At 66.5% G+C, this 14170-nt stretch carries 12 protein-coding genes and 3 pseudogenes; 1 reads left to right on the forward strand and 14 read right to left on the reverse strand.

Annotation, left to right across the window (positions count from 1 at the left end; genetic code table 11):
• Nucleotides 1-11: 11 nt before the first annotated feature.
• The 7 genes and pseudogenes from DL544_RS15330 to rlmD form a co-directional block, all read right to left on the reverse strand.
• Nucleotides 12-218, reverse strand: a complete 207-nt coding sequence (locus DL544_RS15330; protein WP_005410590.1) for a cold-shock protein — start codon at nt 216-218, stop codon at nt 12-14.
• A gap of 88 nt (nt 219-306) precedes the next feature.
• Nucleotides 307-1052, reverse strand: a pseudogene (locus tag DL544_RS15335) (S-methyl-5'-thioinosine phosphorylase).
• 81 nt (nt 1053-1133) lie between these two features.
• The gene (locus DL544_RS15340; protein ID WP_005418223.1) at nt 1134-1688 is read right to left on the reverse strand and encodes a hypoxanthine-guanine phosphoribosyltransferase; all 555 of its coding nucleotides are present in this window, start codon (nt 1686-1688) and stop codon (nt 1134-1136) included.
• Nucleotides 1688-2695, reverse strand: a complete 1008-nt coding sequence (nagZ, locus tag DL544_RS15345; protein ID WP_139727479.1) for a beta-N-acetylhexosaminidase — start codon at nt 2693-2695, stop codon at nt 1688-1690. Before nagZ ends, DL544_RS15340 begins: the two co-directional genes overlap by 1 nt.
• 164 nt (nt 2696-2859) lie before the next feature.
• Nucleotides 2860-3546, reverse strand: coding sequence for a DsbA family oxidoreductase (locus DL544_RS15350; protein ID WP_139727481.1), 687 nt, complete (start codon nt 3544-3546; stop codon nt 2860-2862).
• A 112-nt stretch (nt 3547-3658) separates the two neighbouring features.
• Nucleotides 3659-4144 carry a CYTH domain-containing protein gene (locus DL544_RS15355; protein ID WP_053500339.1) on the reverse strand — a complete coding sequence of 162 codons (486 nt, stop codon included), beginning with the start codon at nt 4142-4144 and terminating at the stop codon, nt 3659-3661.
• A 34-nt stretch (nt 4145-4178) separates the two neighbouring features.
• A complete protein-coding gene (gene rlmD / locus DL544_RS15360; RefSeq protein ID WP_139727483.1) occupies nt 4179-5513 on the reverse strand; it encodes a 23S rRNA (uracil(1939)-C(5))-methyltransferase RlmD in 1335 nt (444 codons plus the stop codon).
• A gap of 127 nt (nt 5514-5640) precedes the next feature.
• On the opposite strand from rlmD, the pseudogene DL544_RS15365 reads away from it, so the two are divergent.
• Nucleotides 5641-6368 (forward strand): annotated as a pseudogene (locus DL544_RS15365) (Hpt domain-containing protein).
• Nucleotides 6369-7043: 675 nt separating this feature from the next.
• Here the strand turns inward: DL544_RS15365 and recO are convergent.
• The 7 genes and pseudogenes from recO to DL544_RS15405 all read right to left on the reverse strand — a co-directional run bounded on the left by recO (nt 7044) and on the right by DL544_RS15405 (nt 14122).
• A pseudogene (recO, locus tag DL544_RS15375) lies at nt 7044-7762 on the reverse strand (DNA repair protein RecO).
• Between the two features lie 18 nt (nt 7763-7780).
• Nucleotides 7781-8677, reverse strand: coding sequence for a GTPase Era (gene era, locus DL544_RS15380; RefSeq protein WP_005410599.1), 897 nt, complete (start codon nt 8675-8677; stop codon nt 7781-7783).
• Nucleotides 8674-9354, reverse strand: a complete 681-nt coding sequence (rnc, locus tag DL544_RS15385) for a ribonuclease III (protein ID WP_005418230.1) — start codon at nt 9352-9354, stop codon at nt 8674-8676. Before rnc ends, era begins: the two co-directional genes overlap by 4 nt.
• A complete protein-coding gene (locus DL544_RS15390; RefSeq protein WP_014038086.1) occupies nt 9344-9727 on the reverse strand; it encodes a DUF4845 domain-containing protein in 384 nt (127 codons plus the stop codon). The genes rnc and DL544_RS15390 overlap by 11 nt, the downstream gene beginning before the upstream one ends.
• 37 nt (nt 9728-9764) lie before the next feature.
• Nucleotides 9765-10559 carry a signal peptidase I gene (lepB, locus tag DL544_RS15395; RefSeq protein ID WP_005418234.1) on the reverse strand — a complete coding sequence of 265 codons (795 nt, stop codon included), beginning with the start codon at nt 10557-10559 and terminating at the stop codon, nt 9765-9767.
• A 54-nt stretch (nt 10560-10613) separates the two neighbouring features.
• Entirely contained in the window at nt 10614-12407 is a 1794-nt protein-coding gene (lepA, locus tag DL544_RS15400; protein ID WP_005418237.1) for a translation elongation factor 4, read from the reverse strand.
• Nucleotides 12408-12589: 182 nt separating this feature from the next.
• Complete coding sequence (locus DL544_RS15405; protein WP_065185459.1) at nt 12590-14122, reverse strand: DegQ family serine endoprotease; 1533 nt, start codon at nt 14120-14122, stop codon at nt 12590-12592.
• Nucleotides 14123-14170 lie beyond the last annotated feature (48 nt).

Raw genomic sequence — 14170 nt, forward strand, 5'->3', positions numbered from 1 at the left:
TGTCGAGTGGATCACTCGGCCGGCGTGATGTTCGAAGCCTGGGCGCCCTTCGGGCCCTGGGTCACGTCATAGGTGACACGCTGGCCTTCCTGCAGGCTGCGGAAGCCCTTGGAGTTGATGGCGGAGAAGTGCGCGAACACGTCGGCGCTGCCATCCTCCGGCGAGATGAAGCCAAATCCCTTGGCGTCGTTGAACCACTTGACGGTACCGTTCGGCATGGTGATGCGAGACCTTATGCAATGAATGGGTGGTGTACGCTGAACCCGCGCACAAGCTGAGTATGCAAAGCTTGCTCGGGGAAGACAATCACCCCCGCGCCAATTCGCCCACCAGTTCCGGAAGTCCGTTGCTGGCCGCCTGCACATTGGCCAGCACTTCGGCCATCGTAATCTCCTCGCCATCACCGCAGCCGGCGGCCCAGTTGGCGATGATCGCCAGGCAGGCATAATCCAGCCCCAGCTCCCGCGCCAGTGCGGCTTCCGGCATGCCGGTCATGCCCACCAGATCGCAACCGTCGCGGCGCATGCGGGCGATTTCGGCGACGGTTTCCAGGCGCGGGCCCTGCGTTGCGCCATAGCAGCCACCGTCATGGACCGTGACACCGGTCACTTTGGCTGCCGCCAGGATCTTGCTGCGCAGCATCGGCGTGTACGGATGGCCGAAATCGACGTGGACCACGTCGGAGCCTTCTTCTTCACAGATCGTGCTGATGCGGCCCCAGGTGTAGTCGATGATCTGGTCCGGGCAGGCGAGCACGCGCGGACCGAAGTTCTCGGTGATGCCCCCACCGTGTTCAATGCCAGCACCCGCTGCGCGCCCAGCTGCTGCAGCGCAGCCAGGTTGGCGCGGTAGTTGATCTTGTGCGGCGGCAGCGAATGCCCCTCGCCATGCCGCGCCAGGAACGCCACGCGATGGCCGAGCAGCGTGCCCACGCGCACCGGGCCCGATGGGCGGCCGAAGCGGGTGTCGACCTCGTGGGTCTGCACGTCGTCAAGCTTGGCCAGGTTGTAGACACCGGTACCGCCGATCACGGCCAGGGCGATCTGTTGCATTAGAAGCACTCCATGAAAAGACGAACGCCGGCACCCGAGGATGCCGGCGATGGAAAAGACGCGCCGCGTGCGGCCGCGCCGTTATTCCTTCATTGCGTAGATGGCCGGCACGCAGCGCAGGGTCTCGTTGACGTCCATGCCGAAGCCGAATACGTAGCGGTCCGGCAGCTCGATGCCCGCGTAATCGGCGGTCACGTCAGGCAGCGCACGGTCGTGCTTCTTCACGGTCATCGCAGCGATGCGCACATCGGTCGCGCCCTGTTCCAGGCACCAGGTGCGAACGCCCTGCAGGGTGTAGCCCTCGTCGAGGATGTCGTCGACCAGCAGCACGCGGCGGCCGAACAGCGAGGTGGCCGGCTTGTGCTTCCAGACCAGGTCACCGCCGGTGGTTTCGCCGCGGTAGCGGGTGGCGTGCAGGTAATCGAACTGCACGTCCTGGCCGCGCGCGCCCAGTTCCAGCGCCAGCTGGCCAGCGAACGGCAGCGCACCATGCATGATCGACAGGAACAACGGCACCTCGCCCTTGTAATCGCGCGCGATGGCGTCGGCGATTGCAGCGATGGCCTTGTCGATGGTGGGGCGGTCGACCAGCAGGTCAGCCTGGGCCAGGGCCTGGGAAATGGTGAGGTTGGGCATCAGACGGTTCTTCCAAGGGTTTCAAGCAGACGGGATTGGGTGTCGCCATGGCGGGCATCGGCCAGCAGGCCGTCCCAGCCGAGCGCGCCGCGGCCGAGCAGGCCCAGCAGCGCAGCAGTATTGAGGGAACGTCCCTGCACCGCATGCAGGGCTTCATCGACCAGTTCCGGATGGCAGACCAGCACCACGTCGCAACCGGCGTCCAGGTGCGCGTGCACGCGTGCCGGCACGCCGCCGGCGCTGTGCGAGGCGGCCATGCCGATGTCATCGGAGAACACCACGCCGCGGAAGCCGAGTTCGCCGCGCAGGACGTCCTGGATCCAGCGTGGGGAATAGCCGGCGGGCTCCGCTGCCACCTGCGGATAGATCACGTGCGCCATCATCACCGCATCGGCACCGGCGGCGATGCCGGCCTGGAACGGCACCAGGTCCTGCGCGCGCAGTTCGTCCAGCGCGCGTGGATCGATCGCGGTATCGACGTGGGTGTCTTCCAGCACGGTGCCGTGACCAGGAAAATGCTTGAGCGTGGCGGCCATGCCGACCGCGTGCATGCCGCGCACATAGGCTGCAGTGAACGCGGCCACGACCTGCGGGTCTTCACTGAAGGCGCGGTTGCCGATGGCGCGGTTGCCGCGGCCAAGGTCGACCACCGGGGCGAAGCTGAGATCCAGGCCGCTGGCGCGGACTTCACTGGCCATCAGCCAGGCGTGCTGCTCGGCCAGCGCCAGGGCCTGCTGCGGGTCGGTGGCGTACAGGGCACCAATGTCCTGCAGCGGCGGAAGATCGCTGTAACCCTCGCGGAAGCGCTGCACACGGCCGCCTTCCTGGTCCACGCAGATCAGCTGCGGGCGCGGGGCAGCGGCACGGATGGCCGCGCTCAGATCGGTCACCTGCTGGCGCGAGGCGAAGTTGCGCTTGAACAGCACTACTCCGGCCACGGCGTCGTGCTGCAGCCAGTCACGTTCCTGGGCGGTCAGTTCGGTGCCGGCAACGCCGATCAGCAGCATGGTCGATCTCCACAACGCGCGCCCGCATGGCGCAGTGCCGCATTGTCGCAGAACCGGCCGACAGGCGCAGTGGTCAGAAAAAGGGGACGGAGGGGATTAAGGCGCAATCGGCCCCAAGGGGTTGGATACGTCTTAATCCCCTCCGTCCCCTTTTGAGGAGCCGGTCAGACCTTGCAGCTGTCCGGGCCGCAGGCCTCGTCGCCGTCAGCCGGGGCGCCCTGTTCTGCCGCGATCTGCCGCAGGGCCTGGGCGAACGCCTCGGGTGGCTGCGCCCCGGAAATCGCCCACTTCCCATCGATCACGAAGGTCGGCACCGAAGAAATGCCCAGTGCATGGGCCTGCGCCAGCTTGGCTTCGACCTCGGCCAGGCCGCGGTCGGAGGTCAGCATCTGCGCGATTTCACCACCGTCCAGGCCGCCCGCCACGCCGGCCTTCACCAGTACAGCGTTGTCGGCCAGGTTCTGGCCATGTTCGAAGTGGGCGCGGAACAGCGCTTCACCCACCGCATCCTGCACGCCATGCTGGCCGGCCAGCCACAACACCCGATGCGCCGGCAGTGTGGTCACCCGCACCTGGCCCTGGTTGAAATCCATCGACAGCCCCTCCGCGCGCGCGGTGGTCTGGGTCTGGCCGAGGATCTGCTCGGTGCGCTCGACGCCCCCGAACTTGCGCGCATAGGCCTCGCGCAGCGGCACCGGGGTGTCGTCCGCATCCGGGTCCAGCTGGAACGGCTGCCAGTGGATATCGAGTTCAGGCGCATTGGCGCCCAGCAACTGCACGCCCTGCTGGAAACGATGCTTGCCGATCCAGCACCAGGGGCAGACCACGTCGGAGTAGATGTCGATTCTCATGTCCACGACATGGGGACCGCCTTCCTCGATAAAAGGGGACGGAGGGGATTAAGTCGCTTTCCGCACAGGCGGGGTAAAGACGACTTAATCCCCTCCGTCCCCTTTTTGGGGTTCACCACTGTGAATACGGGCGGCTGGCCAGGGCAACGTTGTAGTAGCGGGCGTCATCGGTCACTTCGGCGCCGACCCAGTCCGGCAGGTCGATGGCCTGATCGGCGCTTTCCAGTTCGACTTCGGCCACCACCAGACCGGCGTTGTCACCGAGGAATTCGTCCACTTCCCAGGTCAGGCCGGCGTGTTCGACCAGATGGCGGCGCTTGTCGATCAGGCCGCCGACACACAGCGCCAGCAGTGCGCGCGCGTCCTCCACCGGGATCGGGTAGTCGAACTCCTGCCGGGTATGGCCGAGGGTGCGCGACTTCAGGTTCAGCGCGGCGTGGTCGCCTTCGATGCGTACGCGCACCGAGGCGTTCTGGGTGCCGCGGTCGAGCGCGCCCATGTCGTTGATGTAGCCCTGCGCCATCGGGATCACCCGATGCGCGGCGGTGCGCCAGCCATCGCTGCTGACCAGGAATTTGCGTTCGATTTCGATGCCCATGGCGCAATTATGCGCCACGGGTGATGACAGCTGCTCAGCGCTTTTCGAATACCGCGATGCTTTCCACGTGCGCGGTGTGCGGGAACATGTCCATGGCACCGGCGCTGACCAGGGTGAAGCCCTGTTCGTTGACCAGATAGCCGGCATCGCGCGCCAGCGAGCCCGGGTGGCAGCTGACGTAGACGATGCGCTTGAACTGCTTCAGCGGCAGCTGCTGCAGCACTTCGATCGCGCCCGAGCGCGGCGGATCCAGCAGCAGCTTGTCGAAGCCCTGGCGCATCCACGCCGTGCTGCGCTGGTCCTGGGTCAGGTCGGCGCTGAAGAACTGCGCGTTCGCCAGGCCGTTGCGCTCCGCGTTCTCACGCGCACGCGCGACGAGGCCGGCATCGCCTTCCACACCCACCACTTCACGCACACGGCGGGCCAACGGCAGGGTGAAGTTGCCCAGGCCGCAGAACAGGTCCAGCACGCGCTCGTCCTCACCCGGCTGCAGCAGGTCCAGGGCGTGGGCGATCATCTTCTCGTTGAGCTTGGCGTTGACCTGGATGAAATCCAGCGGGCGGAACGCCAGCTCGACATCCCACGGCGCCAGCCGGAACGACAGCGCCACGCCCTGCCCGTCCAGCGGCTGCACGGTGTCCACGCCACCGGACTGCAGGTAGATCACGAAGCCATGCTGCTGGCCGAAGGCGGCCCAGGCCGCGCGGTCGGCATCGCTGAGTGGCTGCAGGTGGCGCACGGTCAGGACCACGGCCTGGTCACCGGCGATGAATTCGATCTGAGGGATGTCACGCTTGCCATCGAGCGTTTCGATGAAGGTGGACAACGCCTCGACCTTGGTGCCGATCTCCGGAATCACGGTCAGGCACTGGCTGAGGTCGGCGACGAAACGCGGATCCTGTTCACGGAAGCCAACCAGGGTCTTGTCCTTCTTCTCGACCCGGCGCACCGAGAAGCGGCCCTTGCGGCGGTAGCCCCAGCTCTCGCCGATCAGCGGCGCAAGCACGGTGCCCGGCTTCACATGGCCAATCCGCTCCAGGTTATCCATCAGCACGCGCTGCTTGGCGACGATCTGCTGGTCTTCGTCCAGGTGCTGCAGCACGCAGCCGGCGCAGGTACCGAAATGGGGGCACTTGGGGGTCACCCGCTGCGGCGAGGCCTGCAGCACTTCCAGGGTGCGCGCCTCGTCGAAATGGCGGCTGCGGGCAGTCTGTTCAGCCATCACCATCTCGCCGGGCAGGGCGCCGCTGACGAAGGTGACCTTGCCGCCCTCGCCTTCACGGCGGGCGACACCGCGACCATCATGGCTGAGGTCGAGGATCTCGGTCTGGAACGGGGTACGGTCGGTGCGGGAGCGGGATCGGGCCACGTGGCAACAGGCTGCGGGCAAAAATGGGGGCGTATTGTCGCAGATCCTGACCGATGGGGTCCGGACCCGCTTGCGCCCGTGGCCGCCGTGCTTGATGATTGGGACAGCTGACATGGAGGCAGCCCTGATGCAGATGACCCCGCGGGCCGCACGGCCCCGCTTCCTGCTTGTCGAGGACGACATCATCAGCCGCGGTTTTTTCAAGGCGGCGTTGGAAACGTTACCGGCGGATGTGGACACCGCAGATTCGCTGGCCAGTGCCCTGGCCAGTGCCGAGCCCGGCTCGCATGACCTGTGGCTGATCGACGTCAACCTGCCGGACGGCAATGGCGCGCAGCTGTTGCGTGAGTTGCGCCGTTCACATCCCGACACGCCGGCGCTGGCACATACCGCCGACGGCGATGCCTCCATTCACGCCCGCCTGCGCGAAGCTGGTTTCAGCGACACCCTGGTCAAGCCACTGGGCCGCGACCAGCTGCTGAAGGCCGTGCGCCGAGCGCTGGTCAACAGCCCGGCGGGGATCTTCGTGGCACAGGCCCCGGCCGCGGTCGAACTGGCCGTACAGGACTGGGACGAGACCGCAGCCCTGGCAGCGCTCAATGGCCAGCGCAACCACCTGATCGCACTGCGCGAACTGTTCCTGGCCGAGTTGCCGGGCGTGCGCGACGCGGTCGAGCAGGCGGTCGACCAGCACGACGAGCGCCAGTTGCGCAGCCAGTTGCACCGATTGCAGGCCAGCTGTGGCTTCGTGGGGCGGCACGGTTGGGACGGGCGGTGCGCCAGCTGCATCATGCGCCCGAGTCCGGGCAGGCCCAGGCGGGGTTCCGCGACGCGGTGGCTGCCCTGCTGCACTGAGGGTTGCTCGGCAGGGCTGCGCCCTGCACCCGCAGATGCTTCAAGCCAAGGCAACAGCAAAAGCAAAAGCTGGCATCCCGTGGGTTGGCGGGGCGGTATCGGAGTGCGGGGACGCCGTAAACCCGTCCATGGGGGCTTGGCAGCCGCATCCATGCGGCTGACACCCCGCCCTCCGATACCGCCCCGCCTTCGACAGGTTCACTCGGCTGTTGGTAGGTGTCGACCTTGGTCGACACATCTGTCAGATATCGAAATTCAAACTGGGGTCAGATCCGTTTTCCGAAAGAAAACGGATCTGACCCCGTCGGCATGTCCGACAGCTCGCAAGAATCTGTCGAAGGCGGGGTGGGGCCGGTTGAGGGGGCGTGAGCCGCATGGGCCCGAGGCATGCCTCGGGCGGGTTGGGCAGGACGCCCAACCCCGGTCTTGCCGTGTGCGCAGGACAGCGCACACGAGCAAGCGGCGACCGAGCTTACATGGGTGAGGGCGCTTTGTTTGCGAAGCACTGCTTCGCAAGCGCCCGAACGCACAGCCGCTGGCGGCTGGGCCGGGCCCCGGAGGGGTACTTGCAGCGCCCCTCTCAACCGGACCCACCCCGCCATCCCACGGAATGCACGCTGTTGCTGTTGCTTTGGCCTCGGCAGGTGCAGGGCTGCAAGCCCTGCTCAACACCTCCTACCTGCGGGGCGCCAGCTGCTCGAGCATTTCCCAGGACTTCAGGCCGCGCGGCCCCAGGTGATGGGCCAGCACCCGCCGCATCGGCAGGCGCAGGCTGGCCAGATCGGCGGCATCCGGCTCTTCGTCAGCCGCCAGCGCCAACAGCGCCGACCCGGTGGCGGCTGCCCGGCGCTCCCGCCGCGCTCGCTCAGCAGGCGCTGCGCACCCTCCTGCGGGTCCAGTTCGTAGCGCGCCGCCGGATCGATCGGCTGGCCATCGCTGGCACTGTCCAGCTCGAAACCCAGGCCCAGCGCAGACAGCAGCTCGCGTTCGAAACGGCGCAGGGTCCAGGCCAGGCCAGCGCCCACCGCCAGCCGCGCACGCGCCTCGCCGTAGGCGAGGTACAGCTCCGGCAGCGGGTCCTGGCGCGGGGCCAGGCGCAGGGTCAGTTCGCTCAGGTAGAAACCGGCCAGCATGGCCTGCCCGACCAGGCGTGGCGCGGCATCCAGCGCCTCGGCGCTACGCAGCTGGGCCAGTTCCCCCCGCTGCTGGGCACTGAAGCGGATCCACTGCAACGGCTGCAGGGCGGCGCGCAGCACCTGGCCCTTGGCAGTGGACACGCCACGCGCAAGCAGCCCAATACGGCCATGCTGTGCGCTCAACACTTCGACCAGCAGGCTGGTCTCGCGGTAGGCCCGTGCGTGCAGCACGAAGCCGGTGTCGTCCTCGATCATCATCGAAGCGACTACAACGCCTTACTCGTAACCGAAGGCCTTCAGCGCGGCCTCGTCGTCGGACCAGCCTTCACGCACGCGCACCCAGGTTTCCAGGAACACCTTGGCCCCGAACAGACGCTCCATCTGCAGGCGGGACTTGGCGCCGATCTCCTTCAGGCGGGCGCCGCCCTTGCCGATCACGATGGCCTTCTGGCCTTCACGCTCGACCCAGATCACCGCACCGATGCGCAGCAGGTTGCCGTCCTCGGTGAAGCGCTCGATCTCGACAGTGGTGGCGTAGGGCAGTTCCTCGCCGAGCTGGCGCATCAGCTGCTCACGCACCAGTTCACCGGCCAGGAAACGCTGGCTGCGGTCGGTGATCTCATCCTCGCCGAACATCGGCGGGGCTTCCGGCAGCAGCTTCAGCACGTCGCGCACCAGCGCTTCCAGGCCATTGCGCTTCTGCGCGGAGATCGGATGCACGGCGGCGAAGTCGCGACCCTCGGTCACCTGCTGCAGGAACGGCAGCAACGCGCCCTTTTCCTTCAGGCGATCGATCTTGTTGACCACCAGCACCACCGGGATGCCGGCGTCGCGCAGCACGTTGAACGCCAGGCTGTCCTCTTCATCCCAGCGACCGGCTTCGATCACCAGCAGGCCGGCATCGACGCCTTCCAGCGAGCCACGCGCGGCGCGGTTCATCACCCGGTTCATCGCCCGCTTCTGCACCTTGTGCAGGCCGGGGGTGTCGACCAGCACCAGCTGGCCTTCCGGATAGGTGGCGATGCCCAGCAGGCGATGGCGCGTGGTCTGCGGACGGTTGGAGACGATGCTGACCTTGGCGCCGACCAGAGCATTGGTCAGGGTCGACTTGCCCACGTTCGGGCGGCCGATGACGGCCACGCTGCCGCAATGATGGGGAGTTTGTTCGCTCACTTGGAATCCAGTTGTTCTAGGACGGCCGCAGCCGCCTGTTGTTCGGCAAGCCGCCGCGAGGCGCCTTCGCCCTCGGTGCTGGCGGCCGGGTCGGCTACGTTGCAGCGTACCCGGAAATGCTTGGCGTGGTCGTCACCGGATTCTGACACCAGTTCATACTGCGGCAACGCCTTCTGTCGGGCCTGCAGCCATTCCTGCAGGCGGGTCTTGGGGTCCTTCTCGGGCCGGCCGGAGGCCGGCAGTGCCTCGATCGAAGCGCTGAACCAGGGCAGTACCACCGCCCGGCAGGCCTCGAAACCGGCATCCAGGTAGATCGCAGCCACCACGGCTTCCACCGCGTCGGCCAGGATCGAATCACGACGGTGGCCACCGGACTTCATTTCGCCCGGGCCCAGGATCAGCCGCTCGCCCAGCTCCAGGCTACGTCCAATCACCGCCAGCGCGCCCTCACGCACCAGTTCGGCGCGGGCACGGGTCATCGCGCCCTCGTCAGCCTTGGGCCAGCGTCGGTACAACGCCTCGGCCGCCATCATGTTGACGATGCTGTCGCCCAGGAATTCCAGGCGCTCGTTGTGTGGCGCACCGGCGCTACGATGCGTCAGCGCCTGCTTGAGCAGCGCCGGGTCGCGGAAGGGATGACCGATCAGGTCACCACGTTGGAAAGGTTTATTCGGCACCGCTTCGAGTCAGGTCCTGGGATGAATCGAATTTGCCAACCACGTCCAGGTTGCCGACCAGCGGACGGCGCACTTCGTAGTTGACCTTGAGGGTCCAGCCATTGTCGCGACGGTCGAACTTCACGTTGGCCGGCTTCACGTTTTCCGAGTAATTGATGTACAGGCGCTTGAAGAACAGATCCTGGATCCGGGCCGGCTCCATGCTGCCCACGCCCGGCTCCTTGGCCAGGCTCTTCATCGCCGAGCGCACCGCGTAATACTCCTGGTACATCGGGAACAGCTTCATGCCGATGTAAAGGAAGAAACCCACCACGATCAGGACCGCCAGGAACGAGGTCAGGGTCATGCCACGCTGCGTGTTCATCGTCTTCATTGCGTTCTCCCCAGATACGCGTTGGATGTGAAGGTACTCAGTTGATGCTCGAGCCGATCCGCGACGGCTCGAAGCCATCCTTGCAGAACCAGCCCTGGCAGTTCAGCCAGATCAGGAAGGCCTTGCCGCGCAGGTTTTCTTCCGGCAGCAGGCCCCAGAAGCGGCCATCGTCGCTATTGTCACGATTGTCGCCCATCACCAGGTACTTGCCGGCCGGTACGGTCCACTGGCCCTGGCCACGCGGATAGTCGGTCTCCAGCACGGTATGGGTACGGCCCGGCAGGTGCTCGACCAGCAGGTTGGCGCCCTCGCCCTGGCCCTTGTGCCCGGCATAGATGCCCTTGTTGTCGTACTTCAGCGGTTCGCCATTGAGGATCACGCCGTCGCCTTCGAAGACCACGGTGTCACCCGGCACGCCGATCACGCGCTTGATGAAGTTCTCGCCCTTGGCCGGATCGTTGTCGCTGTGGCCGGGGAAGTGGAACACCACCACGTCGCCGCGCGACGGCTCGCCGAAGGGGACGATCTTGGTGTTGCTGATCGGCAGGCGCAGGCCGTAGGAAAACTTGTTGACCAGGATGAAATCGCCGATCAGCAGGTTCGGCATCATCGAGCTGGACGGGATCTTGTACGGCTCGGCGATGAAACTGCGCACGATCAGCACGATCGCCAGCACCGGGAAGAATGCACGCGAGTAGTCCACCAGCACCGGCTCGGTGTCGAGCAGGCCCGCGCGCTGGGCGCGGCGCTTGGCGAGGTACAGCTTGTCGGCGAGCAGGATCAGGCCCGAGGCCAGGGTCAGCACGACCAGGAGGATCTCAAACAGTTTCATTCAGGGTCCTTTGCAACGTCACCAGACGACCGGCCCCGCGAGGCCGGTGCGGGCTTACTTGTTGTCCATCTGCAGCACGGCCAGGAACGCTTCCTGCGGGATCTCCACGCGGCCGACCTGCTTCATGCGCTTCTTGCCTTCCTTCTGCTTTTCCAGAAGCTTCTTCTTGCGCGAGACGTCGCCACCATAGCACTTGGCCAGCACGTTCTTGCGCATCGCCTTGACCGTGGTGCGGGCGATGATCTGCGAGCCGACGGCAGCCTGGATGGCCACGTCGAACATCTGGCGGGGGATCAGGTCCTTCATCTTCTCGCACAGCTCGCGGCCGCGGCGGTCGGCGTGGCTGCGGTGCACGATCAGCGACAGTGCGTCGACCTTGTCACCGTTGATCAGCACGTCAACGCGCACGAACGGGCCCGCGTCGAAGCGCACGAAGTGGTAATCCAGCGAGGCATAGCCACGGCTGACCGACTTGAGCTTGTCGAAGAAGTCCAGTACCACCTCGGCCATCGGCAGCTCGTAGCTGATCTGCACCTGGCTGCCCAGGTAGTTGATGCCGATCTGGCTTCCGCGCTTTTCTTCGCACAGCTTGATGATGTTGCCGATGTACTCCTCGGGAGTGAGCACGTTGGCGCGGATGATCGGCTCGCGGATCTCCTCGACCTGGTTCACCGGCGGCAGCTTGGCCGGGTTGTCCATGTTGATGACCGAGCCGTCGGTCTTCAGGACCTCATACACCACCGTCGGCGCGGTGCTGATCAGGTCCAGGTTGTATTCGCGTTCCAGGCGCTCCTGCACGATCTCCATGTGCAGCATGCCCAGGAAGCCGCAGCGGAAGCCGAAGCCCATCGCTTCGGAGCTTTCCGGCTCGAAACGCAGCGCGGCATCGTTCAGGCGCAGCTTGTCCAGCGCTTCGCGCAGGTCCGGATAGTCTTCGGCATCGACCGGGAACAGGCCGGCGAACACGCGCGGCTGCATTTCCTGGAAGCCCGGCAGCGGCTTCGGCGCCGGATCGCCGGCCAGGGTGAGGGTGTCGCCGACCGGCGCACCATGCACGTCCTTGATGCTGGCGGTGACCCAGCCCACTTCACCGGCACGCAGCGCCGGCAGCACCTTGCGCTTGGGAGTGAACACGCCGACGTTGTCGACCTGGTGGTTGCGGCCGGTCGACATCACCTGCAGCTTGTCACCGGCCTTGATCTCGCCCTGCATCACGCGCACCAGCGAGACCACGCCCAGGTAGTTGTCGAACCACGAGTCGATGATCAGCGCCTGCAGCTTGTCGGTGTCGCGCGGCACCGGCGGCGGGATGCGATGGACGATCGCCTCCAGCACGTCCTGCACGTTGAGGCCGGTCTTGGCACTGACCGGCACGGCGTCGGAGGCGTCGATGCCGATCACGGCCTCGATCTCGGCCTTGGCGCGCTCGATGTCGGCGGTGGGCAGGTCGATCTTGTTGATCACCGGCACCACTTCCAGGCCCTGCTCCACTGCGGTATAGCAGTTGGCCACCGACTGCGCTTCCACGCCCTGCGCCGCATCGACCACCAGCAGCGCGCCTTCGCAGGCGGCCAGCGAGCGGCTGACTTCATAGGAGAAGTCGACGTGGCCGGGGGTGTCGATGAAGTTCAGGTGATAGGTCTGCCCGTCCTTGGCCAAGTACGGCAGTGACACCGATTGCGCCTTGATCGTGATGCCACGCTCGCGCTCGATGGGATTGGAGTCGAGCACCTGCGCTTCCATCTCGCGGGCCTGCAGGCCACCACAGAGCTGGATGATGCGGTCGGCCAGCGTGGACTTGCCGTGGTCGACATGGGCGATGATGGAGAAGTTGCGGATGTTCCGCATCGAATCAGAAGACATAGGTGGCGGCGGCGCGCGGCGTCGTCAGGGTAACGGTCGATTATCGCACGCCCGGCGCCCGGCCGCGAAAACTGCCTCATCGGACCGGGTCCAGAACGGACGAAGCCCCGCCGGGGCGGGGCTTCGGGGGCGGCGCCGGCGCCGCCGAAGCGGCCCTGGCAGGGGCCTTACTGGCCGGCCTTCACCGCCACGAAGGCGCTGTTGCCGTTGGCCGTGCGGACCAGCAGCATCACCACGTCGTCCTTCTTGAAGCTGGACAACGCCCGGTTCAGGGCATCCACGCTGCCGACCGCAGTGCGGCCGACCTGCAGGATCACCATGCCCGGCGACAGGCCGGCATCGCGTGCTGCCTGGCCCTTGACCCCGGTGATGCGCACGCCTTCATTGCCGTTGAGCCCCAGCTGCTTGCGCTGGGCCGCGTTCAGGTCGCTGACGTCCAGCCCCAGCAGGGCGTTGGCACCGGTCTGCGGAGCCGCCTCGCCAGCGCCAGCCGACGGCCCGCGGGCATTGCCCTGCCCGTCCTCGCTCAGTGCGGTCAGCGTGGCACTGAGCTCATGCGGCTTGCCGTCGCGGTAAACCACCAGGTTCACCTTGCTGCCCGGCGCCATCGCACCGATCAGCGGCGGCAGGTCGGACCAGCTGTTGACCGCGCTGCCGTTGACCGAGCGGATGACATCGCCCACCTGCACGCCGGCCTTGGCGGCCGCACTGCCGGCCACGATCTGGTTGACCAGCGCGCCGCGGCTGTCCGGCAGGCCCAGTCCCTGCGCCTTCAGCGAATCGATCGGTTCGACCACCGCGCCGAGCTGGCCGCGGGTGACCTTGCCGCTCTTCTTGATCTGCTCGACCGCGCTCATCGCCAGGTCGATCGGGATCGCGAAGCTGATGCCCATGTAGCCGCCGGAGGCCGAGAAGATCTGCGAGTTGATGCCGACCACTTCGCCGCGGGTGTTCAGCAGCGGACCGCCGGAATTGCCCTGGTTGATCGCCACGTCGGTCTGGATGAACGGCACGTAGCGCTGGTCAGGCCCCCCCGTACTGCGACCGACGGCGCTGACCACGCCGGCGGTAACGGAATGGTCGAGGCCGAACGGCGAGCCGATCGCGACAACCCATTGGCCCGGCTTCAGGGTGTTGGAATCACCCACGCGCACGGTGGGCAGGTTCTTGCCATCGATCTTGAGCAGGGCCACGTCGTACTGCTGGTCGCTGCCCACCACCTTGGCGGTGAACTCGCGGCTGTCGCCCAGTTTGACCTTCACCTCGCTGGCGTCGGCCACCACGTGGTAGTTGGTCAGTACATAGCCATCGGGCGAGATGATGAAGCCCGATCCCATGCCACGCCCCTTGATGCTGGGACCGCCATCCTGCCCACCCGGCCCCTGCCCCGGCATCGGGAAGTCAGGGCCGAAGAAGCGGCGGAAGAACTCGGGCATGTCATCGTCGCCCATCGGGCCGCGCGAGGCCTGGCGGTTGTTGCGGACGATGGTGGTGTCGACGTTGACCACGCCCGGGCCGACCTGTTCGACCAGGTTGGTGAAGTCGGGCAGGCCGCTGACCAGCGGTTGTGCAGGCGCCCGCGGCGCCGCGGCCGGCGCAGGCTGGGCCGGGGCGGCAGGCGCCGGCGCCTGCGCGCAGGCCACCAGGGGAAGGGTCAGAGCCAGCAGGCCAATGGCCTGCGTGCGAAGTCGGGGAGTCATCGGACGGCAACCTCCGGGTCGGATGGAAAGAGGAATACGGGCCCCGCC

The organism is Stenotrophomonas sp. pho, assembly GCF_006228405.1.
In the GTDB taxonomy this organism is placed as follows: Bacteria; Pseudomonadota; Gammaproteobacteria; order Xanthomonadales; family Xanthomonadaceae; genus Stenotrophomonas; species Stenotrophomonas sepilia.